The 21,963-nt window shown below is 64.5% G+C and carries 21 protein-coding genes and 1 pseudogene; 5 read left to right on the forward strand and 17 right to left on the reverse strand.

What is annotated here, in order from left to right; translation table 11 throughout:
* Window positions 1–29: 29 nt before the first annotated feature.
* Complete coding sequence (locus IAE34_RS19630) at window positions 30–836, reverse strand: thioesterase II family protein (protein ID WP_200140608.1); 807 nt, start codon at window positions 834–836, stop codon at window positions 30–32.
* A gap of 600 nt (window positions 837–1,436) precedes the next feature.
* Here IAE34_RS19630 and IAE34_RS19635 point away from each other — a divergent pair.
* From IAE34_RS19635 to IAE34_RS19645, 3 genes are all read left to right on the forward strand, one after another.
* Window positions 1,437–2,252, forward strand: coding sequence for an energy transducer TonB (locus tag IAE34_RS19635; RefSeq protein WP_200140609.1), 816 nt, complete (start codon window positions 1,437–1,439; stop codon window positions 2,250–2,252).
* 90 nt (window positions 2,253–2,342) lie between these two features.
* Window positions 2,343–3,065: a MotA/TolQ/ExbB proton channel family protein gene (locus IAE34_RS19640; protein ID WP_200140610.1), complete on the forward strand. Its 723-nt coding sequence runs from the start codon at window positions 2,343–2,345 to the stop codon at window positions 3,063–3,065.
* A gap of 1 nt (window position 3,066) precedes the next feature.
* A complete protein-coding gene (locus tag IAE34_RS19645) occupies window positions 3,067–3,468 on the forward strand; it encodes an ExbD/TolR family protein (RefSeq protein ID WP_200140611.1) in 402 nt (133 codons plus the stop codon).
* A gap of 601 nt (window positions 3,469–4,069) precedes the next feature.
* Here the strand turns inward: IAE34_RS19645 and IAE34_RS19650 are convergent.
* From IAE34_RS19650 to IAE34_RS19690, 9 genes are all read right to left on the reverse strand, one after another.
* Window positions 4,070–4,951 carry a transporter substrate-binding domain-containing protein gene (locus tag IAE34_RS19650; protein WP_200140612.1) on the reverse strand — a complete coding sequence of 294 codons (882 nt, stop codon included), beginning with the start codon at window positions 4,949–4,951 and terminating at the stop codon, window positions 4,070–4,072.
* 3 nt (window positions 4,952–4,954) lie between these two features.
* Window positions 4,955–5,710, reverse strand: a complete 756-nt coding sequence (locus tag IAE34_RS19655; RefSeq protein ID WP_200140613.1) for an amino acid ABC transporter ATP-binding protein — start codon at window positions 5,708–5,710, stop codon at window positions 4,955–4,957.
* Window positions 5,707–6,366, reverse strand: coding sequence for an amino acid ABC transporter permease (locus IAE34_RS19660; protein ID WP_200140614.1), 660 nt, complete (start codon window positions 6,364–6,366; stop codon window positions 5,707–5,709). The genes IAE34_RS19655 and IAE34_RS19660 overlap by 4 nt, the downstream gene beginning before the upstream one ends.
* On the reverse strand, window positions 6,347–7,012 hold the full coding sequence (locus IAE34_RS19665) for an amino acid ABC transporter permease (RefSeq protein ID WP_200140615.1): 666 nt from the start codon (window positions 7,010–7,012) through the stop codon (window positions 6,347–6,349). Before IAE34_RS19665 ends, IAE34_RS19660 begins: the two co-directional genes overlap by 20 nt.
* A gap of 452 nt (window positions 7,013–7,464) precedes the next feature.
* The gene (locus IAE34_RS19670; RefSeq protein WP_200140616.1) at window positions 7,465–8,397 is read right to left on the reverse strand and encodes an aliphatic sulfonate ABC transporter substrate-binding protein; all 933 of its coding nucleotides are present in this window, start codon (window positions 8,395–8,397) and stop codon (window positions 7,465–7,467) included.
* Window positions 8,398–8,402: 5 nt separating this feature from the next.
* Window positions 8,403–9,446, reverse strand: a complete 1,044-nt coding sequence (gene mgrA / locus IAE34_RS19675; protein ID WP_200140617.1) for an L-glyceraldehyde 3-phosphate reductase — start codon at window positions 9,444–9,446, stop codon at window positions 8,403–8,405.
* Window positions 9,447–9,459: 13 nt separating this feature from the next.
* Window positions 9,460–10,749, reverse strand: coding sequence for an alpha/beta hydrolase family protein (locus IAE34_RS19680; protein ID WP_200140618.1), 1,290 nt, complete (start codon window positions 10,747–10,749; stop codon window positions 9,460–9,462).
* Window positions 10,746–12,086, reverse strand: a complete 1,341-nt coding sequence (locus IAE34_RS19685; protein ID WP_200140619.1) for an LLM class flavin-dependent oxidoreductase — start codon at window positions 12,084–12,086, stop codon at window positions 10,746–10,748. The genes IAE34_RS19680 and IAE34_RS19685 overlap by 4 nt, the downstream gene beginning before the upstream one ends.
* Window positions 12,087–12,164: 78 nt before the next feature.
* Entirely contained in the window at window positions 12,165–14,429 is a 2,265-nt protein-coding gene (locus tag IAE34_RS19690; RefSeq protein ID WP_200140620.1) for a TonB-dependent receptor, read from the reverse strand.
* Window positions 14,430–14,634: 205 nt separating this feature from the next.
* Here IAE34_RS19690 and IAE34_RS19695 point away from each other — a divergent pair, with 205 nt between their 5' ends.
* On the forward strand, window positions 14,635–15,681 hold the full coding sequence (locus IAE34_RS19695; RefSeq protein ID WP_200140621.1) for a LacI family DNA-binding transcriptional regulator: 1,047 nt from the start codon (window positions 14,635–14,637) through the stop codon (window positions 15,679–15,681).
* Window positions 15,682–15,743: 62 nt separating this feature from the next.
* On the opposite strand, the gene IAE34_RS19700 is transcribed toward IAE34_RS19695, so the two are convergent.
* Complete coding sequence (locus IAE34_RS19700) at window positions 15,744–16,490, reverse strand: hypothetical protein (protein ID WP_200140622.1); 747 nt, start codon at window positions 16,488–16,490, stop codon at window positions 15,744–15,746.
* Window positions 16,491–16,707: 217 nt separating this feature from the next.
* Between IAE34_RS19700 and IAE34_RS19705 the strand changes: the two genes are divergently transcribed.
* Window positions 16,708–17,802, forward strand: a complete 1,095-nt coding sequence (locus IAE34_RS19705; RefSeq protein WP_200140623.1) for a sigma-54 interaction domain-containing protein — start codon at window positions 16,708–16,710, stop codon at window positions 17,800–17,802.
* A gap of 34 nt (window positions 17,803–17,836) precedes the next feature.
* On the opposite strand, the gene sfnG is transcribed toward IAE34_RS19705, so the two are convergent.
* The 6 genes and pseudogenes from sfnG to IAE34_RS19735 all read right to left on the reverse strand — a co-directional run bounded on the left by sfnG (window position 17,837) and on the right by IAE34_RS19735 (window position 21,886).
* The gene (sfnG, locus tag IAE34_RS19710; protein WP_200140624.1) at window positions 17,837–18,928 is read right to left on the reverse strand and encodes a dimethylsulfone monooxygenase SfnG; all 1,092 of its coding nucleotides are present in this window, start codon (window positions 18,926–18,928) and stop codon (window positions 17,837–17,839) included.
* A gap of 198 nt (window positions 18,929–19,126) precedes the next feature.
* Window positions 19,127–20,311: a DUF2252 family protein gene (locus IAE34_RS19715; RefSeq protein WP_200140625.1), complete on the reverse strand. Its 1,185-nt coding sequence runs from the start codon at window positions 20,309–20,311 to the stop codon at window positions 19,127–19,129.
* A 63-nt stretch (window positions 20,312–20,374) separates the two neighbouring features.
* Window positions 20,375–20,725, reverse strand: coding sequence for a DUF7079 family protein (locus tag IAE34_RS19720; RefSeq protein WP_200140626.1), 351 nt, complete (start codon window positions 20,723–20,725; stop codon window positions 20,375–20,377).
* A gap of 104 nt (window positions 20,726–20,829) precedes the next feature.
* Window positions 20,830–21,144 (reverse strand): annotated as a pseudogene (locus IAE34_RS19725) (hypothetical protein); the annotation flags it as partial.
* Window positions 21,141–21,296: a hypothetical protein gene (locus IAE34_RS19730; protein ID WP_200140627.1), complete on the reverse strand. Its 156-nt coding sequence runs from the start codon at window positions 21,294–21,296 to the stop codon at window positions 21,141–21,143. The pseudogene IAE34_RS19725 and the gene IAE34_RS19730, both read right to left, overlap by 4 nt.
* 83 nt (window positions 21,297–21,379) lie before the next feature.
* Window positions 21,380–21,886 (reverse strand): peroxiredoxin, encoded by a 507-nt coding sequence (locus IAE34_RS19735; RefSeq protein ID WP_200140628.1) that lies wholly within the window; start codon window positions 21,884–21,886, stop codon window positions 21,380–21,382.
* Window positions 21,887–21,963: the final 77 nt, after the last annotated feature.

The raw sequence follows: 21,963 nt of genomic DNA on the forward strand, positions 1-21,963 counted from the left end.
GCTCCGGTGATGTTTCAGCAGCGTCGACTTCAGATCAGGCGCACATCCAGTGCTGGCGCGCGGTGATGTGCCGTGGGGCTCAGCGCGCGAATGATCTCGATGACAGCGTCCGGTCGCTCATTGAAGTAGAAGTGATCGCCCGGTATGGCGTGGTGCAGGGTCGTGCCTGTGGTGGTCGCGGACCATGCCATGACCTTTTCGGCGCTGACGTGGGGATCGCTCACGCCATTTAGGGTGGTGACATTCGCGTTCAATAATGGATCACGCACATACAGGTATTTGGCAATTATGGTGAAATCGACTTTCAACTTCTTGACAATATAGCTGTTGATGATTTCATCCGTTTCCACATCAGTTGGAATACCACCGAAAATACGCACTTTATCGAGAAAGTCCGCGCCTTCCAGTGCCGCCATGGCCACCACTTCCCTGGAGGGCAACCAGGAAGGCGCCGCACAGCCTGAAACGATCAACTCGGCGGCGGGCCTGTCCAATAGACGACAGGTTTCGTATGCCAACAAGGCGCCGAAACTGTGGCCGAAGAGCATGAATGGCACGCGATTTTCATCCGAGTCGATGGCCGCGCTGGCGCTGACGGCCAGGCTGATCATGTCATCGCAGCGCGGTTCGGTGTAGCGATGGGCGAGCCCTGGCGGGCACATGGCCACGATGTTGACGACACCTGCCAAGGATCGTTGCCAGGCCAGGAACTGTTCGGCGCTGCCCCCGGCATGGGCGAAACAGTAGAGGTTCGGCACAGCAGGGTCCCTTCGACCTGCACGGACGAACCAACTATCTTTGCGCCGCGTCAGTGCACGCGTGTTCAACTCGTCCATGATCAGTTTTCGCTCTGTTATGAACCCTATAGCTTGAATCGCTATTACAGCGATGAATACAAAGCCATATAACTGCTCGTGTTTTCCTGTCTGCAACATGCACGAGCGTGGTAAATCAACGGAGGAACGGACATCCGTGTCATGCGTAGGCGGTAGCTGAAGTGAAACCTACACAGGATGTTTAAGTGCGTCAAGCCACATATATATATTTCCGAGAGTATTTCAATCATTTCGAACTGGATGAAAGTTTATATTTAGGCAAACTAAGGAATTGCTTTAACTCAAGTGCTGCGCGACGTTGAGCATACGGCTGACGTGACGGCGACCCGTGCAGCGAAACCGGCCGTCCCGCAGCGTGTTCCAGGATCACCCGGCGCCCTGTTCGACTGTTGCCAGGGAAACAGTGGAGCAACATTAAGCGCCCAGCAGAACACCACGGCGTCCGGCCGCTGCCGTCAAGACCGCGGCTTTGCTGGGCGCAGCGGTTGGTACGTCCCTTGCACTCGAGGTGATGACGGGGCATCGCCGCCATTGCGCAGGGGTGGCCCCGTTTTCAGGAAACGGCCCTTGCGGTCTCATTCAATAGCCAGGAGTCAATCAATGGCCAACACCCAAACAGCGAGCGCCCTGGATGTGCTCTGGCGCCCGGCGCCGGGGGGCGTGCTGCTCGATCTGGGTCGGGTCTACCGTGGTCCCTTGGCGCTGTCCAGGTTGCACTCCACGCCCGGGCGCGTGCTGCGCCGGCGTGAAGCGGTGATGCTGGGCATCTTTGCATTGGCGCTGCATGGCGCGGTGATCTACTGGATCAGCCGCTCCTCGACGCCACCTTTGCCGGTGGTGCCGCCTCAGGTGCCGCCCATGACCATCGAGTTTTCCCAACCTGCACCGCCGGTGGTCGAGCCACCACCCCCCGAGCCCGTCGTACAGCCGGCCGTGGAGCCGCCACCACCGGTCGAGGACGAGCTGGCGAGCAAGCCACCGCCCCCCAAGCCCGTCGTCAAGCCCAAGCCGAAACCGGTGCCCAAGCCTGTACCCAAGCCGGCCCCGAAACCTGCTCCGGCGCCCACGCCCGTGCAGCCGCCGCCACAGGCCGCGACGCCGCCGGCGCCCCCTGCTCCGCCCGCGCCGGCACCGATCACCCCGGCATCGGCCAATGCAGGCTATCTGCGCAACCCCGCGCCCGAGTACCCCGCCCTGGCCCTGCGGCGCAATTGGCAAGGCACGGTGCTGCTGCGGGTTCACGTATTGGCCAGCGGCAAGCCGGGCGAGGTGCAGATCCAGCAGAGCAGCGGGCGCAGCCAGCTCGACGACGCCGCGCTGGCGGCGGTCAAGCGCTGGAGCTTCGCGCCCGCCAAGCAGGGCGACACGCCGATCGATGGCTGGGTCAGCGTACCGATCGATTTCAAATTGCAGTAGACGTCATCGTCCATTCGACACCATTCGCGGGCTACCTCACCAAAGGCGCGTCGCTTCACTGAATAGCTAAGCCTTGCTGGAGAGTCATCCATGAACCTCATCGCATCACCTTTCGAATCCGTCGAACACGGCGTCATCTGGCTGCTGATCCTGTTTTCCGTAGCAACCTGGGGCCTGGCGCTGCTCAAGGGCGTGCAGTTCGTCCGGCTGAAGAATCAGGACAAGCGTTTCCATCAGCGCTTCTGGGCTGCCTCGAGCCTGGATGGCGCCGCGCAGTTGGCCCAGGACGCTCCGGGCGCGGCTGCACGGGTGGCCCTGGCCGGTTACGCGGCCATTCAGGTGCCCGATGCCGCCCATGCCGGCGACCTGAGCCAGTCGATCAACCATCAGGACCGCCTCGAGCGTGCCTTGCGTCAGCAGATCGTGCGAGAGCGTCGGTCGCTGGAGTCCGGGCTGGCGGTGTTGGCCAGCATCGGCAGCACATCGCCCTTCATCGGCCTCTTCGGTACGGTCTGGGGGATCATGTCGGCACTCAAGGGGATCAGCGCGGCCGGCTCGGCGAGCCTTGAAACCGTGGCTGGCCCCATTGGCGCGGCACTGGTCGCGACCGGCGTGGGCATCGCCGTCGCCGTGCCGGCCGTGCTGGTCTACAACTACTACCTGCGCCGGTTGAAGCTGACCGCCGCGGACCTGGACGACTTCGCCCACGACTTCTACAGCCTCGCCCAGAAAAACGCCTTCCGCGTGTTGCTGCACCCGGTACTCAAGTCTGGCACGGCTCCTGCCGGCCAGCCTGTGAAGGAGGCCTCCTGAAATGGCCTTTTCGACCCAGGACAGCGATGAAGTGCTGAGCGAGATCAACGTCACGCCGCTGGTCGACGTGATGCTGGTGCTGTTGGTGGTGTTCATCGTCACCGCCCCCCTGTTGACCAACTCCATCCCGATCAATCTGCCCAAGACCGAAGCGGTCGCGCCTGCGGAGCAGAAAGACCCCTTGGTGGTGAGCATCGACGACAAGGGCAAGCTGTTCATCAACAAGGACGAAATCCAGCCCGATTTGCTGCAGAGCAACCTGCAGGCCGCCAAGGACAAGGATCCGGATGTTCGCGTGCAGTTGCAGGCCGACAACGGCGTCAACTATGGCGAAGTGGCGCGCGCCATGGCGTCGATCGAGAAGGCCGGGATCACCAAGCTGGCGGTGATCACCGCCAAATAGACGCTAGACACCGTCCCGGCTTCGACAGGCCAGAACGCCGCGAGCATCTCCCAAAGGTGCCCGCGGCGTTTGCGTCTCGGCCTTTCGACTCGCCCGCAGTGGGCCGGGTGTTCAAGTCAGTTCGAAGGTCGGCGGCGTTAGGCACCTGAGTTGCCAGGCTCCCGCCCCGGTGGTCGTGGAGGATCACTCCCGAGCCGCTAGTGCCTGGCCGATCGTGGCGCTTTGGGCCAGCACAGCGGACCGCCGTGCCGATGCACCCGGTGAGCGGTCGAGGCAGGTGTGCAGCCAGGTTATGTGGACAGTGAGAGGGGCGCTGCGAGGGGAAGAGAGGCATACAGGGCAGACCGCGCTGTACAGACATGGGCCATTGGATCGACAGGCCAGGCTGCGTTTGAAAAGCCTGCTACTCGATGCTGCTGAGTTGAAGACAGTCGGGGTGCCCAGCCTGGCACGCCAGTCCGAGCTGGGCGCTCCCGTCAGTTTTCGCATTGCCTGACCCTCGTTTCAGGACTTTTCAGACAAAGTTCAAATTTGCCGATAGCGCTCGGCGAACGGGGCCTACAGGCCCCGCAGCGTGGCACTCAGCGCGCCACGAACGCCTCTACCATTTCCCGCCTTCGACGATGATTGCCTGCGGGTCGGTACCCTCGGCCAGTTGCGGGCGCAGGTATTGGTCGTACAGTTTGAGCAGGAACCGTTCCTCGCCCAGCTTGGTCAGTTCGCCATTGACCCACTCGCGCAACTCGTCATTGCCTTTCTTCACTGCCGGCGCGATGGGGGCCTGCTCGCCCAGGGTTTCCCCCAGCACGCGGTAGCCCGGATTCTGCCTGGCCCAGCTGAACAGCACCAGGTTGTCCTGGGCATAGGCATCGCCTCGACCATTGGCCAGGGCCTGCAGCGACTCGGAGTTCTTTTCGAACTTGAGCAGCTTCCAGTCCGGATGGTTCTGGGTCAGCCAGATGTCGGCCGTGGTACCGCTGGTGACGATGACGGTCTTGTCGGCCAGGTCATCGAGCCGCTGTACCGGGCTGTCGTCACGGACGATGGCCTGCACGGCCACGCGCAGGTTGGGATGGGTGAAATCGACCGCCTGTGCACGCTCCGGGGTCACGGTCATGTTGGCCAGGATCAGGTCGACCTTGTCGCTTTGCAGGAACGGAATGCGGCTGGCCGGCTCGACCACCACGAACTCCACTTTCTTCTCGTCACCCAGCAGGTCCTTGGCCAGGCGCTTGGCGATATCGGTGTCGAAACCGACATACTCGCCCTGCTCGTCCACGAAACCGAACGGTGGCTTGTCGCTGAACACGCCGACGATCAGCTTGTCGCGCGCTTTCACGGTGTCCAGGTAACCCTTGGGCGCTGCAGCCGCAGTCGAGGGGGTGGGCGTGCCGGTGGCCGGCTTGGGCGGCTCGCTGTTGCCGCAGCCGCCGAGCAGCCCGATGGCGAACAAGGGCAGTAGCCACGCAGATCTGAGGTTCATCGATCATTTCCTTCTTGGCAGGTTTTCTACATGGGAGAACTTCTCCAGAAACTGCTGCGCGCGTGCGGTCTGCGGGTTGCTGAAAAAAGTGTCGGGATCGTTCTGTTCGGCGATGACACCACCGTCCATGAACAGGATGCGGTCGGCCACCGCGCGGGCGAAGGCCATTTCGTGGGTGACGATCAGCAACGTCATGCCACCTTGGGCAAGTTGGAGAATCACCTCCAGCACTTCCTTGACCATTTCCGGGTCTAGCGCGGCGGTGACCTCGTCGAACAACATCACCTGCGGATTCATGCACAGGGCGCGGACGATGGCGATGCGCTGCTGCTGCCCACCAGAGAGCTCTCGTGGATAGGCATCGCGCTTGTCCAGCAGGCCGACCCGCTCGAGCAGGGCCTGGGCGTGGCTCGCGGCCTCGGCATAGGGCCGCTTCTGCACCCGCAGCGGGCCGAGCAGGATGTTGTCCAGCACCGTCTTGTGGGGAAACAGGTGGTAGCTCTGGAATACCATGCCGATCTGCTGGCGTACCTGGCGCCAGTCGGTGGCAGCGTCCAGGCGCTCACCGTTGAAATGCAGGCTACCGCCCTGCCCGCTTTCCAGCCCGTTCAGGCAGCGCAGCAAGGTGCTCTTGCCGCAGCCACTGGGCCCCAGGATCACCACCACCTCGCCGCGCTCGACCTGCAGGTCGATGTCGCGCAGCACCGGGGTAGCGCCGAAACGCTTGCTGAAACCGCGCAGCTCGATCAGGGCGCTCATGCATGACTCCAACGCCGCTCCAGCACGCGAGAGGCGGCCGACAGCGGATAGCAAAGGGAAAAGAAGAACAGCAGCAGAACCCCGTAGATGAGGATCGACTCATAGGTCCGCTCGATGATCTGCTGGCCCACCTTGATGACGTCGACCACGCCGATCAGCACCACCAGCGAGCTGGTCTTGATCAGCCGGGTATAGACGTTGATCGTCGGCGGTGTGATGCGCTTGAGAATCTGCGGCAGCAGCACTTCGCGGTACAGTTCGAAGGTGCTCAGACCGATCGCCAGGCCTGCCTCACGCTGGCCGCGGGGCAGCGAACGCAGCCCCCCGCGCACTACTTCGCCGACCTCGCTCGCCCCCCACAGCGCCAGCACCAGCACTGCGCAGCCGAAACTCGGGACGCTGACGCCGATGAAGATCGGCAGGCCGAAGAAGAACAAGTACAGCCACACCAGCACCGGTATGGCACGGAACAGCTCCAGGTAGATCCGCAACGGCCAGTCGATCCAGCGTCGGCCCAGGCTGCGCAACACGCCATAGAGCACCCCGCCGACCGTACTCAGGACGATGGCCCAGGCTGAGACGGTCAGGGTTACCCAGGCGCCCCTGGCCAGCTGCGGGGCGCTGATCCACAGCAGCTCAAGACCCGAACTGGCCATGTTGCAGCCTCCGTTCCAAGTGAGCCAGCAGCAGCGAAAGCGGCAGGAACAACACGACGCACAACCCGGTCATCACGGCCAGCATCTCGTAGGTCTTGTAATACATGGCGATGTAGTTCTTGGTGGTGTACAGGATTTCCGGCACGGCGACGGCCGACACGATGGTCGTCTCCTTGAGCAGGAAGATGAAGTTGGCGAACAGCGCGGGCAGGCTGAGGATGCCGGCCTGGGGCAATATCACGTGACGCAGCAGCTGCCAGCGCGACAGGCCGATGGCCAGCCCGGACTCGATCTGTGCCTTGGGCACCGCCTCCACCCCGGCACGCAGCACCTCGGTGAGATAGGCCCCGCCCAGGAACGTCATGGCGATGAGCGCCGAGCTGAAGCCGGAAATGCGCACCCCTACGCTGGGCAGGGCGAAGTAGATGAAGAACAGCTGGATCAGCAAGGGAGTGTTGCGAGCCAGTTCCACATAAAGCACCACCAGTCGGCGCAGCAACGGCACGCGCAGCACCAGGATCGAGGCATTGACCAGTGCCACCAGCAGCGACGCCGCAATGGCGAAGGCCCCCACTTGCAGGGTCACCAGCACGGCCTTGCCGAAGGCTGGCAGCGTAGACAGTACGAAGGGCCAGTCGAAGCTCATCGAGACGCACCCTGGGACCGCACCCGCGACCCACCGGCACTGGCCAGGGTTGGCGGGATCGCGCAAGCCGTGCCGCCATCGAGGCGAGAACGCTGAACTGGACGAATCGAAAGCATCGAGCAACACCTTATCCCGGCGCTTGAAGCAAGCGTCGGGCAGCCATACGTTGAGTTCGGTCGCCTCCGCGCGCCCTGCTCACGATGACGGTGGCAGGGGTTGGACGAGACGACGGTGGCTGGCCAGGACTGGCCGCATGCTTCAGGTGGTGGTGGCGAGCATGACTGATTCGCGCCCCGGATCGAATTCTCCCCGGAGCAGCTGCGCCGGACAGCGTCACGCGCGGTGGCGCTGCTGTTCGGTGGCTTATAGCTTAAAGGCTTCAATAACCCATTAATAAATAGCAAATTGCCATAAGCTTATGCGTCGTCCCGCCTAGAGCGCCACGCTGTCGGTCAGGGTTTGCCCACGGCAAGGCTGACGTCCACCGGCTTTGGAATCAGCCGATTGGCCAGGAACAGATCGGCCGTGCGCTGCTGGGCCTGGATGATCGAGGCAGTCAGCGGCCCGATCGGCGAGGCGGGACGATGGCTGAGCACCCGCTGCATCACGTTTTCCGGCAGGCCCATGAAGCCTGCCAGCAACTCGACGCTCCCGCGTGGGTCACTGCGCGTCAGGGCCTCGGCCTCATTGAGCGTCTGTAGCACCTGCTGGACGAAGTCCGAATGCGCCTGGAAGTAGCCCCGCTCACCCAGGTAGAACGGGCCACTGAGCCCCAGGCCTTCGCCGTTAGCCAGCAGGCGTGCGTGCCCCTCCAGTTCGATGGCCGAGTAGAACGGATCCCAGATCGCCCAGGCGTCCACGCTGCCCCGCTCGAACGCGGCGCGGGCCTCGGCCGGCGCCAGGTAGATCGGCTGGATGTCGGTCAGGCTCAGCCCGGCCTGCTGCAAGGCACGCAGCAGGACATTGTGCGCGCTGGAGCCTTTCTGCAGGGCGACCCGCCGGCCCTTGAGCTGCTGCACCGTCGTGATCGGGCTGTTACCGCGTACCAGGATCGCTTCGGCCTGGGGCTTGGGCGGTTCGGCACCGATGTACAGCAGATCGGCCCCGGCGGCCTGGGCGAACAGCGGCGGGATGTCGCCGGTGGAGCCGATGTCCAGCGCGCCGACGTTGAGCGCTTCGAGCATTTGCGGGCCGGCCGGGAACTCGATCCACTGCACTTCCGTGGCCGAGAACCGCTGCTCCAGCGAGCGGTGTTGCTTGGCCAGCACCAGCGTCACCGAGCCCTTCTGATAGCCGATCCGCAGGCGTTGAGGATCTGCAGCCAGCGCCGCACTGCACAGGGTCAGCAATCCCAGGAGGGTGATGAAATGACGAAAAGGTTTCATGCTGATCACTCCTGCCAGTCCGTGGCGGATTTGTGCCACAGGTTGATATGGCCTTCCACGGCGTGGCGGTCGATTTCGGCCAGCTCCTCGGCGCTGAACGCGAGGTTGTCCAGCGCTGCGACGTTCTCGACGATCTGCTGGGCATTGCTGGCGCCGATCAGGGCCGAACTGACACGCGGGTCGCGCAGTACCCAGGCCAGCGCCAACTGCGCCAGGCTCTGTCCACGCCGCTGGGCGATCTGCGCCAGCGCCTGCGCGCGGGCGATGTTGGCCTCGCTCAGATGTTCGGGCAGCAACGAAGCCCCGCCGGGCCGATTGACCCGGGCGTCGCTGGGCACGCCGCCCAGGTACTTGTCGGTCAGCAGCCCCTGGGCCAGGGCGGTGAACACGATCACCCCCGTGCCCAACTCCTCGGTGGTCGCCAGCAGGTCCCGTTCCACCCAGCGGTTGAGCAGGTTGTAGGACGGCTGGTGGATCAGCAGAGGAACGTTCAGCGCCTTGAGCAACGCGGCGATCTCGCGGGTTTTGCCGGCCGAATAGGAGGAAATGCCGATGTACAGCGCCTTGCCCTGACGCACGATGTCAGCCAGGGCGGTGGCGGTTTCCTCCAGGGGGGTGTCAGGGTCGAAGCGGTGCGAGTAGAAGATGTCCACGTAGTCCACGCCCAGCCGGCCAAGGCTCTGGTCCAGGCTGGCCAGCAGGTGCTTGCGCGAACCGCCGCCCTGCCCGTGCGGGCCGGCCCACATGTCCCAGCCGGCCTTGGTGGAAATGATCAGTTCGTCGCGATAGGCAGCGAAGTCTTCACGTAGCAGCCGGCCGAAGTTGATCTCGGCACTGCCGTAGGGCGGCCCGTAGTTGTTCGCCAGGTCGAAGTGGTTGATCCCCAGGTCGAAGGCAGTGCGCAACATGGCGCGCTGGCTATCGATGGGCGTGGCATCACCGAAATTGTGCCACAGGCCCAGTGACAGCAACGGCAGTTGCAGGCCACTGCGCCCGACGCGTCGATAGGGCAGGCGTTCGTAACGGTTGGCGGCGGCAAGATAGGTCATGTCAGGGTCTCGATCAAGGAACGGAGGGGGACTGCCCGGCGGGCAGCCTGTGAAATTCAAGGCCCACGGCACTGCGACGCTTGAACCCATGCCAGTAGGTATGCCCAGGGCCGGGTCGGCCCTGGGCGTCCATCTGCCACTGGCCGTCGTCCGAGCGGGGAATGAGCCTGAGGTAGGCCTGGCGGTCGAGGCCTTTGAGTTGCTGGTCGAGAAAAGCCAGCACGAAATGCTGGTTGATGTTGTTCAGGCGCGCGCTGTCCCAGACCGGCTCGGCGTAGGCGGCGAAGTCGTCGGGATGACTGCGTGCGGCGGCTGGGGGCGGATTGGGCGCCACATTGTGACGCGCCCCGCGATACACCAGCAGGTAGCGCTCGGCCTGAGTCGCCGCCTCGAACAGGCGCCGGACACCGTCGGTGTAGCCCGCGACATCGTCCTGGTCACCGGCGATGAACAGGCTTGGCACGGCCAGGGCCGCCAGGGCACTGGATTCGAACATGCCCTGCTGCCCGCCCCAGGGGGCGAACAGCACCAACGCCTTGATTCGCGCATCGGCGGTGACGGTCGGGTCCAGCGCGCCGGGCGGCACCGCGGCTCGAGCTGCTGCGCTGGGCGCCACACCCGCAGCGCGCAGTGCACCGTACCCGCCCATGGAGTAACCGATCAGCGCACTGCGATCGCTGTCCAGGTGCCCTGCCAGCCAGCGGGTCTGCGCCCAGTGGCCCGCGTCGGCCAGCTGTTGCAGGACGAACAGGTCATCCAGTGGTCGGTTGACCAGGGTACTGGCGAAACCGGCCTTGTCGGCGCGGGTCGACTCGCGGTGGTCCAGGGCGGCGACGATGTAGCCGTGAGAGGCCAGGTGCTCGGCGAGGTAGCTCATCTGCAGCCGCGAGCCTGGGTAGCCGTGGGACAGGATCACCAGCGGGTAGCGCCCGTCGGCAGGCCCGGCGTCGCGCACGGCCCGCCCCTGAAAGGTGAAGGGCGTGTTCGGTCGATGGGAGTCGCCAGGGCCTGCGCCCAGCACATCGGTGTAGGTGGTCAACGGCTTCTGCCCGGCGGCCAACCGCGCCGGGTACCAGATCTCCACGCGCAGTGCGCGGTCGTAGCGTGGCGCGGGCTGCCGGGCACTGATGGCGAGTACGTCGAGCTGGTCGGCATGCACGAGATCCAGCGTGCGCACACCTACCGCCGCTTCACCCCGAGCCGCCAGTTCAGGAGCGTCGGGGCGCGCATCACCGTACAGAACATCAGCGCCTGCCGGTAGGCACAGGCACAGGCAGGCCCACGCGGCCCAGGCCCGGATCATGCCGGCACCGGCGGGAAATACGGATTGGCCGGACGCTGCAGTCCGAGATGCTCACGCAGGGTACGGCCCTGGTACTCGGTGCGGAACAACCCTCTGCGCTGCAACTCGGGCACCACCTCGCAGGCGAAGTCCGCAAGCCCATCGGGCAGGTGCGGCACCAGGATGTTGAAGCCATCGGCGCCGCGACCCTCGAACCAGGCCTGCAGCTCATCGGCGATCTGCGCGGGCGTGCCGATCAGGCTGTAGTGGCCACGCCCTCCAGCGATGCGCCGTCCGAGCTGGGCCAGGGTCAGTTGCTCCCGGCCGGCGATTTCGGTGAGCAGTCGCTGGCGGCTCTGCTGGCCATCCTGGGTCAGCGGCAGCTCAGGCAGCGGACTGTCCAGCGGATAGCCGGACAGGTCGAAATTGCCCAGCATGCGACCCAGCAAGGCCACGCCGACTTGCGGTTCGACTAGCGCCTGGAACTGCTCGAACTTCTCCTGGGCCTCGGCCTGGCTGGCGCCGACCACCACGAATACTCCCGGCATGATCTTCAGGTCGGTCTCGCTGCGCCCGTACCGCGCCAGGCGCCCCTTGACGTCGGCATAGAAGGCCTGGGCCTTGGCCAGCGAGGTCTGCGCGGTGAACACCACCTCGGCGCTCTGGGCGGCCAGCTCGCGCCCCGCCTCCGAGGCGCCGGCCTGCACCAGCACCGGTCGGCCCTGGGGCGAGCGCGCCACGTTTAGCGGCCCACGCACCTGAAAGTGCTGCCCCTGATGGTCGAGCGCGCGGACCCGATCCGGGCGATGGAACTGGCCGCTGGCCTTGTCGGCGATGAAGGCGTCGTCCGCCCAGCTGTCCCACAAGCCCTGCACCACCTGCTGGAATTCCCCGGCCCGAGCATAGCGCTGGGCATGGGGCACGTGGGTGTCGCGGCCGAAATTGTGAGCCTCGGCCGCGGCGTCGGAGGTGACAAGGTTCCACCCGGCACGGCCGCCGGAGAGGTGGTCGAGCGAGGCGAATTTGCGGGCGATGTGGTACGGCTCGTTGTAGGTGGTGGTCGCGGTGCCGATCAGGCCGATGTGCTCGGTCACCGCCGCCAGGGCCGACAGCAGCGTCAAGGGTTCGAAGTGCACCGACCGCGCGCTGTTGCTGGCCAGCGCATCATCGGGCGCCGCGACGCTGTCGGCCACGAACAGCGCATCGAAGCGGGCCGCTTCGGCGATCTGCGCTGCGCGCTTGTACTGGCTGAAATCCAGCGGGTCGGCCGGCACATCATGGTGACGCCAGGCGGCGACGTGGTGACCGGTGGCCATGAGAAAGGCACCCAGGCTGAGTTGACGGGGAGAAGCGCTCATCGATGGAAGTCCACATGAAGGCTGGCAGGCCACCCGGAGCGTCAGGCACTGCGGGTGGATGATGACCCAGGGTCGGGATCAGAAATCCTGGCGCAACTGCACGCCGAAGTAGCGCTGATCGTCCCGCGGCACCGCGCGGTAGAGGTAGTTGCCGCCACTGGCCAGGGTCTGGGCATAGGAGGTATCGCCCAGGTTCTTGCCCAGCAGCGCCACCCGCCAGCCGGCGCTGTAGTCGGCCAGGGCGATGCTGGCGTTCCAGATGCCGTAGGCGCCCTGCACGGTGTCCGGGTTCTGGTCGAGGCTGAACTGCACCCGGTCCTGCCAGCTGTAGTCGGTGCTCAGCTCCACGTCCAGGCCGTTGTCCAGGGGAATGCTGTAGTCGGCGCGCAGGTAGGTTTTCCAGTCCGGAGTGAAGGGCAGGCGTCCGCCGTCGATGTTGCAGGTGGCCGCCGCGCCGCTCGGGCAATTGAAGTGATCGACCCGCGCCTTGGTATAGGCCAGCGCGGCCGACAGCTTCAGTTCACGCGTGGCCTGGAAGCTGGCGTCGAGCTCGACGCCCTGGGTCTTGACGCTGCCGGCGTTGATCAGCCGCGTCACCACCTGGTTGGCGACGGTGTCGAAGAAATTGGCCTGGTAGTCGTCGTAGTCGGTGTGGAACAGCGCGAGGTTGGCGGTCAGGCGCTTGTCCAGCGCGCTGGCCTTGAGCCCCACCTCATAGGAATCGGAGGTTTCCGGCTTGAGCGCTGGGGTATCGCGTGGCTGCATGTTGAAGAACACATTGTAGGCCGGGCCTTTGTACCCACGTGAATAGGTGGCGTAGCCCATCAGGTCGTCGGTGAAATCGTATTGCAGCCCTACCCGTCCACTGAAGCCGTCCTCGTCCACCGAGCCGTGGCTGGCGGTCGACGGCTGGATGCCGGTCACGGCACTGGCCGAGCTCGACACGCGGCGGTGGTCGTATTCGAGGTCGTCATGGGTCCAGCGCAGGCCGAGGATGCCCCGCAGGTCGTCGGTGAAATTGAAGGTGTTCTCACCGAACACGGCGACGCTGTCGCTGGTGACGCTGTAGTCGGCTCGACCGCTGTTGGCCAAGCCGGCATTGACCGAGCGCCTGAAGTAGGTTTCGTCCGACTTGCCATGCATGTAGAACAGGCCGAGCACGTACTCGTTGAACTGCCCTTTGGGCGAAGTCAGGCGCAGTTCCTGGGAGTATTGGTCGTAGTCCACTTCGCCTTTGTCGTGGGACGCGGTCAGGGGCAGCTGCGCGCTGCGGTCACCGTCCTGGTACTGGGTGTTGCGCCAACCGCGCCAGGCCGTGATGGACGTCAGGGTGAAGTCGCCCAGGGTCCAGTCCACCTGTCCCGACAGCCCGGTATTGATATCGTCGACGTAGGTCTTGTAGTCGCTGTCGATCTTGCGGTTGTGGTCGCTGAGCGACACCGGGCGCAGCGCGGCGGCGAATGCCGGGCTGCTGGTCGAGGTGATCACGCCACTGGGCAGGGTGTCGTGGCCGTCCATGTAGTCGCCGATGAGGGTGACCTTGATGTCCGAACTGGGCTCCAGCTCCAGCTTGCCGCGCACGCCCTTGCGGTCGTAGCCGTTGACGTCATGGCCGTTGGCGACGTTCTCGACATTGCCGTCGTAGCTGCCGAGCAAAGTGCTGAGCGAGCCCTTGACCGTGTCGGTCAGACGGCCACCGATGCCGAAGCGCAGTCGGCTCTCGTTGCCCGCGCCGAAGTGCGAGTAGTCCACATAGCTGTGGGTCTGCTCGGAAATGCCCTTGCTGACCACATTGAGCACACCCGCCGAGGCGTTCTTGCCGAACAGAGTCCCTTGTGGGCCACGCAGCACTTCGATGCGTTCGACATCGAGCAGGTCGAGGGTGGACTGCCCGGGACGACCGAGCACCACGCCATCGATCACGGTCGCCACGGTCGGCTCCACGCCGGGCGAGGTGGAGATGGTGCCCACACCGCGTACGAACAGCGAGGTGTCCTTGTTCGACGCACCGGCGCGGTAGTTCAGGGTCGGCACCTGCTGGACGATGGCCGACAGGTTGTTGCGATTGTCGCGCTCCAGTTGCTCGCCATCGACCACCGACACCGCGACCGGCACCTGTTGCAGATTCGCCTCACGGCGTGTGGCCGTCACCGTCACCGCGCCGAGGGTCACGTCCGACGCCGGGGTGGCCTGCGGGTTCTGCGAAGACGCCGCCAGCACGGCCGGGCTGCTGCCAGCGCCCAGGGCCGCGAGCAGAATGCCCAGCGCCAGCGGGCTGCGGCCTGCACGCGGCACTGGGTTGAAGGTGTAGGGTGTAAATGCAATACGCAGATTGTCGTGCATCGTGATCGTTGCCTTATCAGACCTATATCGCCCGCCAGTGCAGGCCTGGGTGTAGAACTGCCGGGTCTGATCTCGCTCGTGCGAGTGGCAGAAAAGAACCACGAGGTTCTTGATGTCAGCGCTAACATGGGTAGTATCTGAGTCCCTGAATAGACCGTCAAATAATTAAAAATTACTTTTATATATCCATTTATGAGGTTGAAGCGTGAGTGAGTCAAATCAGCCGATACGCAAACGTCGCGGTGCCGGACGCGTCACGCTCAGCGACGTGGCCAAGGATGTCGGGGTTTCGTCCCTCACCGTCTCGCGATTCTTCAATCATCCAGCCCAGGTGTCCGAGCCCCTGCGCCAGCGCATCGGTGAAGCCGTGTCGCGGCTGGGCTACGTGCCCAATCTGGTGGCAGGCAGCCTGGCATCGGCGCGCGGGCGTATCGTCGCGATGGTGGTGCCGAACATCTCCGGTCCGATTTTCGCCGCCACCATCCAGGCCTTCAGCGACACCCTGGCACGCCATGGCTACCAGCTGCTGCTGGCGTCCAGCTACTTTTCCGAGGAGCAGGAGGAAAACGCCGTGCGCGCTTTTCTGGGCTGGTCACCGGCAGCCCTGGTGGTCACCAGCCATTTCCACAGCCAGGCCACGGAGAAGATGCTGGCCGAGGCCGACATGCCCGTCGTCGAAATCTGGGACTACCAGCCCGAGCGCAGCCCCATTCAGGTCGGCTTCGTCCACCGCGCGGTAGGCGTGCAAGCGGCGCAGTACCTGCTAGGCAAGGGCTATCAGCGCATCGCCTTCGTGCAGAACAGCGTCGCCGGCGATTTCAGCGCGCTGGAGCGTCGGGATGGTTATGCTGCGACCCTCGAAGAGGCCGGGTTGACCCCGTGGATCTTCGTCCCCCACAGCGCCAGTGCGCCCTTCGAGGCCGGCAGGCAAGCGATGGAGGCATTGATGCAGCGCAGCGTGCGGCCGGACGCGATCATCTTCGCCAACGACAACCTGGCCGCCGGTGGCCTGCTGGCGGCTCAGCGCAGCGGCCTGAGCATGCCGCAGGATTGCGCCGTGATGGGCTTCGGAGACTACGCCTTCGCGCCCATGCTGCTGCCGAGCCTGACCACCCTGCGCCCGCCAGCACTGGAGATCGGGGAAGTGGCGGCGCTGAGGGTGCTGCAGCAACTGGGCGTTGTGTCCGGGCAATCGGGCGCCGACCACTTGAACCTGATGCATTGCCAGGTGGTGGAGCGCGAGAGCGCCTGAGGGACGAGTGCTGCGCGGCTCATCCTGGGACACGGCGGCGACTGCCCCTGGCCGGCACCGCTTCAGCCGCGCAAACAGTCTTTGGGGACGAATATCCAGCCTTCACGTTGTGCTACCTGCGCCGGTGGCCACGCCATGAGCGCCGGTCTGAACGTGAGCAACCAGGCCAGCAACGCTGCCGTCAGGGCATCACGCTCGTCCTCGTGCCAGGCCGGATCGCCCAGGCCCGACGCCGCCAGGCATCGCGCCCGCAGTTCGTTGACCGCCGTGGACGCTTTTGCCGAGCTGGGATACACCTCCACGGCCGATGCACCACCGCCATCGCTCCACACGCCGCACTGGACGCGATGCGGGAAGAACCGGGCCATCACATGCATGCCTTTGGTGGCCTGGCTGCCGATCATGTCTTTCACGGCAGACAGCGGGGACAACCCCTGCTCGAACAGAAAGCGCTCGGTGAATCTGAACAGGTAGGGGTTGCTCGCCGACGCCTGTATGTCCGGCGCGGCTCGATCATTGAGCAGCAGGTCCATGAACGCGTCGGAAAAGCCCAGCGGGGTGTCGATACCGAGCCTGACCCGGGACTCGCCCCTCAGTGTGATCGGCACTTCGCACAGGTCAAGCACCCCCTGGACAAAGGCGTGGGTGGTCTGCGCCCGATTGATCAATTCGCGCAGATTGCCTCGCCACGGCTTGCCCAGCACGCGCACGTGCGGATCGATCACGACCAGCGCATCCCGGCTCAAACGGTTGCGGTCGCAGTTCCAGCCCCCCACATCCCAGCCGATCGACAATCCCTCTGCTTCCATACAGGCTCTCCTCGGCGCCGTGCATCTCCGGGTCGAAACTATAACCTACGGTGGTTTTCGCCAAGCGAGGCGAGATGGCCAAAGGAGTAGATATCTCTCAAAAGAATATAAATATCGATTTTTATTATTTTATATACTTTTTACAAATCCTGTTACATGACATGCCTGCGCCACTCAGGCGTTCGCCGCGCCTTACCTCTGGTTTACAGGAACTCCCATGCATCTGCTCACCCTGCCCCCTTCACCGTCATTGGCGACCTCCATCCGCGCCACCGCCCAGGTCTTCGAGGATCCGCGCTCGCAGGCGCTGCTTGGCCACCTGCACAAGGTCGCGCCGAGCGAGGCCAGCGTGCTGATCATCGGCGATACCGGGACCGGCAAGGAGCTGGTCGCGCGCCATGTCCATCACCTCAGCGCTCGGCGCGACGGCCCGTTCGTCGCGGTCAACTGCGGCGCGTTTTCCGAGTCGCTGGTCGAGGCAGAGCTGTTCGGGCACGAAAAAGGCGCGTTCACCGGAGCGCTGACGGCCAAGGCCGGCTGGTTCGAAGAAGCCAACGGCGGCACGCTGTTCCTCGACGAAATCGGCGACCTGCCCCTGGCCATCCAGGTCAAGCTGCTGCGCGTGCTACAGGAGCGGGAGGTGGTGCGATTGGGCTCGCGCAAGAGCATCGCGATCGATGTGCGCATCGTGGCGGCCACCAACGTGCAATTGGAGCAAGCCATCGGCGCCGGGCACTTCCGCGAGGACCTGTACTACCGTCTCGGCGTCGTCAGCCTGCAGTTGCAGGCCTTGCGCGAGCGACCCGGCGACGTTCTTCCGCTGGCCCGGCATTTCATTCAGCGCTACAGCGAACGCCTGGGTCATGCCTCGGTGAGGCTGACGCCGGAAGCCGAGCGCGCCCTGCTGGACTACGATTGGCCAGGCAACATTCGCGAGCTGGAGAACGTCATTCATCACACCCTGCTGGTGTGCCGTGATGGCGTCGTCCGCGACCAGGACCTGCGTCTGTCCCCACTGCGCGTGGAACGCAGCGGATCGGCACCGGTGCTCAGCGCCGAACAGCAGCTGTCGGCGGCTTTTCACCGCCTGTTCGAGGAACTGGGCAGCGATGTGCATGCCCAGGTCGAGGACGGTCTGCTGCGTGCGGCCTACCGTTTCTGCCACTGCAACCAGGTGCATACCGCCAGCCTTCTGGGCCTGAGCCGAAACGTCACCCGCGCGCGCCTGATCGCCATCGGCGAACTGGTGGTCAACAGGCGCCACACCGACCCCGCGACCTTGGACGAGCGACCATTGCGACTTTCCATCTGAAGCCGAGAATCCGGTTCGCTTCGGCCGCCGCCGCTCAAGCGACAGCCTTTGACTGCGGCGACTGCTGCTCGAGCTCACGCACCAGCGGCAACACATGACGGCCGAAGTACTCCACCTCTTCCTGAAAGTGCAGGAAGCCGGACAGGATCAAGTCCACCCCCACCGCCTTGAGCGCGACGATGCGCTCGGCGATCTGGCGCGGCGTGCCGATCAGGTTGGTCTTGAACCCATCGTTGTACTGCACCAGGTCCTCGAAACTGGACTCGGCCCAGTTGCCCTCGCCTTCCGGGCTGGCCGCACCCGCATGGCGGACTTCACTGCGAAAACCCTCCACCGCCTGTGGATCGGCCTTGGCGATGATCTCGTCGAGCACCGCCCGAGCCTGAGCCTCGGTGTCGCGGGCGATGATGAACGCGTTGATGCCCACCTTCACCGAGTGCCCGTTGGCGGCGGCCTTGGCGCGCAGGTCGTCGATCTGCCGCTTCACACCCTCGACGCTGTTGCCGTTGGTGAAGTACCAGTCCGAAACGCGCGCCGCCATGTCCCGCGCAGCCCGCGAGCTGCCCCCCTGGAAAATCTCGGGGTGCGGGCGTTGCAGGGGCTTGGGCTTGAGGGTGTAATTGTTGAAACGATAGAAATCGCCGTGGAAGCTGAAGTCGTCCTGGGTCCAGATACCCTTCAGGGCCCGGATGAACTCCTCGGAACGGCGATAGCGCTCGTCGTGGTCCAGCCACGGCTCGCCGATCGCGCGAAACTCGCCCTTGAACCAGCCGGAGACCACATTGATCGCCACGCGTCCAGCGGTGAACTGGTCGATACTCGCCAGCTGTTTGGCCGCGAGCGCCGGGGTCCAGGGGCCGGGCAAAATGGCCGCGATCACCTTGAGGGTTTTGGTGGCGGCGAGCAAGGCATGGCTGATGGTCACCGATTCGTGCTGATTGTCTGCACCGTAGCCGGCGGTGAAGCGAATCTGCGACAGCGCATAGTCGAATCCAGCGCGCTCGGCAATTTGCGCCAGGGTGCGATTGTAGTCGATGTCCCAGTGGGTGCGCTGCTCGATGCGGCTGACCACCAGGCCACCGCTGACATTGGGCACCCAATAGGCGAAGCGGATCGGTTGGCTCATGACGTGTCTCCTGTGCAAGCGGATTACGCCGCGCCCTGCGGCATTCACAGGGAGCCAGAGCAGCAACCGTGCCAACCCGCCGACGCCGGAAATCGCGGCATCTAGCGTGCCGAGTGATGTCGGCAGTGCCTACCAGCCGGTCAAAGTGCCCAGGCGCTGTTGCTGGGCGAACAGCGGATGGACGCGCCAGCGTATCCCTCAATGCGTCAGGGCGTACCGTCGGCAGTGCTCCAGATAGCCTTGCTCGTGACTGCCGACCAACTGGATCACGTTGCTCCACAGCCAGGAGGGCGCATCCAGCGTGGAGGAACGGTGCAATTGAAGATCCTGCATCCAGGCCGCGCGCGTGGACAGGTCCATTTGCCGGGCGTGGGCCAACCCCACCACCCTGGCCAGGTAACCGGCGGCCTGACGGGCCTGTTGCTCATCCAGCTCGTCCAGTTCCAGCTTGAGGTCCTGGGGCAGCAGCTCACGGACGAAGAATCCGTGGTCGAGCATGCGCACCGCGACCATCCGATCGCCCAGGCCCGGAGACAGGTGACGAGCGCCCTCCACCACGCGCCGGCCGTTGTCGCGCGGCATCGAGGCGCGGGCAGCGCGCGGCGCCGCCGCGGCGATCGCTTCCTTGACATCCAGCAGGCAGAACTCCTGTTCGTCGCCCTCGCCCACGCCCATCAACACGGCGTAGCGCAGCAACCCCAGGGAGCTGCAACCCTTCACCCAATAGGCACAATCGAGCAGCTCGACGCGATCATCGGCACTGCGCCCTTTCAGGGATGTCACCAAAGTGTGGATTTCATCGGAGGCACATAGCTTCTTCACCGCCGAGCGCTCCTCGCGCGACAGCGGCCAGAAGTGCTTGCCCAAGGGAATGCTCGGCCGTACCCGCTCGATGCGCTCGCGCGCCAGGTTCTTCCAGGTACGGCGCACGGCCGTGCGCATCCCGGCCTTGACCTGACTTGGGCGCTCGGGCTCCTCGTCATCGTTGCGCTCGAAGGCCATGGCATAGCCCTGCACCATGTCCTCGAGCATGCGCGCGGTGGTCACGCCCGGCAGATCGGAACTGCGTGCGGCCGTGGCCAAAGACAGGCCCAGCCGCACCAGATCGTGTACCGGGTTACCGATCACCGTCTGGTCCAGGTCACGTATGTGGATATCGATTCGCCCCTTGAGATCACCGGTCGGTCCCAGGTTGCCTGCATGGCAATCGCCGCAGATCCATACGGCAGGTCCGCTCGGCAGTCGTCGTCCCGATTGCGTGTGCAGCCAGTCGTAGAACTGAACGGTGCTGCCGCGCACGTAGGCATGTGCCGAGCGTGCCATTTTCAAGTTGCGCAGCTGGGTGAGGGTTTCGATGCGTGCAGAGGGGCGCGGTAATTTCATGGAAATCTCGGGGCCGGGCGATATCAGATTGACTCTACCGGCCACAACATGTTCCAAAATGTTTCAAAGCTTCGCCAGCGCTGCCCATCTGCTTCGAACCTCACTCCAGCAACGGGCCACTTCAGCGCCGACACTGCCCCGGACCGGTTCGCAGGGTGCGAAAGGCCTGGCGTTCAAATGCTCGAGTAAGAAGGCGTCCGTCCACCCTGCCCATTCCCCCACCATGGACCTCAAGTTGTGGTGCAGCACCGGATATACCTCGAGCCACAGAACACTGTTTACCTGATCAGGGGTATAGCCGCTGCGCGCCAACTGGGCAGCCACCTGGTCGAAGCTGGCATCGACGTCGGTGTCCAGGAACAGCTCCGACAGGGCCTGCCAAACCATCAGGCGGTCCGCCCCGATCGCGGTCATTGCGGATGTCCTGGCGCGTCAGGAGCAGAAGACACAGCGCCTTGATGATCTGGGGCAGATGCGGCAGGCCCGTGACCAGCACCCTCATCGGTGCGAGTGGAGGCGGTTTCCAGGCTGGCATGCCAGTGTGCATAGGGCGAGTTGCGCACCAGGTGACGGTTGTAGTCCGGACTGCCGTCGTCCCACCAGACCGGGCCCCGCTCGCCGAGCGCGACCTTGGCGCTGTCGACATCGGCGCGGGCGGCCCGCAAGGCCTGTGCGTCGTCGTCGTGCCTGGCCTGTTTGACGCCACGGCGCGCGGCCATCAGTGCACTGACCAGCGCCTGACGACGTGTTTCGGGCAGCGACGGGTCGCTACAACGCCACAGGCGACCCCGCACCACGAAATAGCGGCCGTCCGGGGTGGTTGGGTAATTCATCCATACTGATCGTCGACATCCTCGTCGATCGACTCATCGTCCTGAACCTCATCCGGGTCGTTAGGCGCAGGAGACGCGGGCTTGCGAGGATCGTTGATGAAGGGGATTCGACTAGGGCCCTGCTCTTCCAGGCCTTCGGTTTCTGGCTGCATGGTGATTCCTCCTTGTCTGCACCTTGGAGTTGCATCGGCCTCGGTCGTTCCGTCTTGCAGCAGGCGCGTGCAGCAGGCGCACTTCATGCAGCTCTGATGACCGCCAGCAGGCTCTGCGCGTCGCTCACCTCGAACTGTCCCGCCGCCTCGATCGCCAGGTGACGGACCACACCGTCATCCACCAGCATGGCGTAGCCCAATGAGCGATAGCCCATGCCACGCCCCGACAGATCCTGGCCTAATCCGCACGCCTGGGTGAACAGCCCGTTGCCATCGGCGATCATCTGCACCAGCTCGGCGGTGCCCATGCCCTCGCCCCAGGCCTGCATGACGAAGGCATCATTGACCGAGAGGCACAGGATTTCGTCGATGCCAGCGTCGAACAACGCCTGCGCGGCCGCCACATAGCCCGGCACATGGCGTTGCGAGCAAGTCGGCGTGAAGGCCCCAGGCAAGCCGAAGATCAACACCCGGCGGCCAGCACAGCGCTCGCGCAGGGAAAACGCGGCGGGGCCGACCGCGCAGACGCCCTCTTGTGCGTTGTACTGGTGGAGGATCACGTCAGGAAGGGCGTCGCCGGGCTTGATCATGGTCGGATCCTTGAGGTGAAAAGAGCATTGTAGGTAATTACCTGCTTGTTTAGCCCAATGAAGGGGCGGCTATTTCT

Source organism: Pseudomonas sp. S30, assembly GCF_016518545.1.
Lineage (GTDB): Bacteria > Pseudomonadota > Gammaproteobacteria > Pseudomonadales > Pseudomonadaceae > Aquipseudomonas.

Bases quoted from the DNA above. Each gene is read 5' to 3' on its own strand.
- IAE34_RS19630 (WP_200140608.1), bottom strand. From the start codon at position 836: ATGGACGAGTTGAACACGCGTGCACTGACGCGGCGCAAAGATAGTTGG.
- IAE34_RS19635 (WP_200140609.1), top strand. From the start codon at position 1,437: ATGGCCAACACCCAAACAGCGAGCGCCCTGGATGTGCTCTGGCGCCCG.
- IAE34_RS19640 (WP_200140610.1), top strand. From the start codon at position 2,343: ATGAACCTCATCGCATCACCTTTCGAATCCGTCGAACACGGCGTCATC.
- IAE34_RS19645 (WP_200140611.1), top strand. From the start codon at position 3,067: ATGGCCTTTTCGACCCAGGACAGCGATGAAGTGCTGAGCGAGATCAAC.
- IAE34_RS19650 (WP_200140612.1), bottom strand. From the start codon at position 4,951: ATGAACCTCAGATCTGCGTGGCTACTGCCCTTGTTCGCCATCGGGCTG.
- IAE34_RS19655 (WP_200140613.1), bottom strand. From the start codon at position 5,710: ATGAGCGCCCTGATCGAGCTGCGCGGTTTCAGCAAGCGTTTCGGCGCT.
- IAE34_RS19660 (WP_200140614.1), bottom strand. From the start codon at position 6,366: ATGGCCAGTTCGGGTCTTGAGCTGCTGTGGATCAGCGCCCCGCAGCTG.
- IAE34_RS19665 (WP_200140615.1), bottom strand. From the start codon at position 7,012: ATGAGCTTCGACTGGCCCTTCGTACTGTCTACGCTGCCAGCCTTCGGC.
- IAE34_RS19670 (WP_200140616.1), bottom strand. From the start codon at position 8,397: ATGAAACCTTTTCGTCATTTCATCACCCTCCTGGGATTGCTGACCCTG.
- mgrA (WP_200140617.1), bottom strand. From the start codon at position 9,446: ATGACCTATCTTGCCGCCGCCAACCGTTACGAACGCCTGCCCTATCGA.
- IAE34_RS19680 (WP_200140618.1), bottom strand. From the start codon at position 10,749: ATGATCCGGGCCTGGGCCGCGTGGGCCTGCCTGTGCCTGTGCCTACCG.
- IAE34_RS19685 (WP_200140619.1), bottom strand. From the start codon at position 12,086: ATGAGCGCTTCTCCCCGTCAACTCAGCCTGGGTGCCTTTCTCATGGCC.
- IAE34_RS19690 (WP_200140620.1), bottom strand. From the start codon at position 14,429: ATGCACGACAATCTGCGTATTGCATTTACACCCTACACCTTCAACCCA.
- IAE34_RS19700 (WP_200140622.1), bottom strand. From the start codon at position 16,490: ATGGAAGCAGAGGGATTGTCGATCGGCTGGGATGTGGGGGGCTGGAAC.
- IAE34_RS19705 (WP_200140623.1), top strand. From the start codon at position 16,708: ATGCATCTGCTCACCCTGCCCCCTTCACCGTCATTGGCGACCTCCATC.
- sfnG (WP_200140624.1), bottom strand. From the start codon at position 18,928: ATGAGCCAACCGATCCGCTTCGCCTATTGGGTGCCCAATGTCAGCGGT.
- IAE34_RS19715 (WP_200140625.1), bottom strand. From the start codon at position 20,311: ATGAAATTACCGCGCCCCTCTGCACGCATCGAAACCCTCACCCAGCTG.
- IAE34_RS19720 (WP_200140626.1), bottom strand. From the start codon at position 20,725: ATGACCGCGATCGGGGCGGACCGCCTGATGGTTTGGCAGGCCCTGTCG.
- IAE34_RS19730 (WP_200140627.1), bottom strand. From the start codon at position 21,296: ATGCAGCCAGAAACCGAAGGCCTGGAAGAGCAGGGCCCTAGTCGAATC.
- IAE34_RS19735 (WP_200140628.1), bottom strand. From the start codon at position 21,886: ATGATCAAGCCCGGCGACGCCCTTCCTGACGTGATCCTCCACCAGTAC.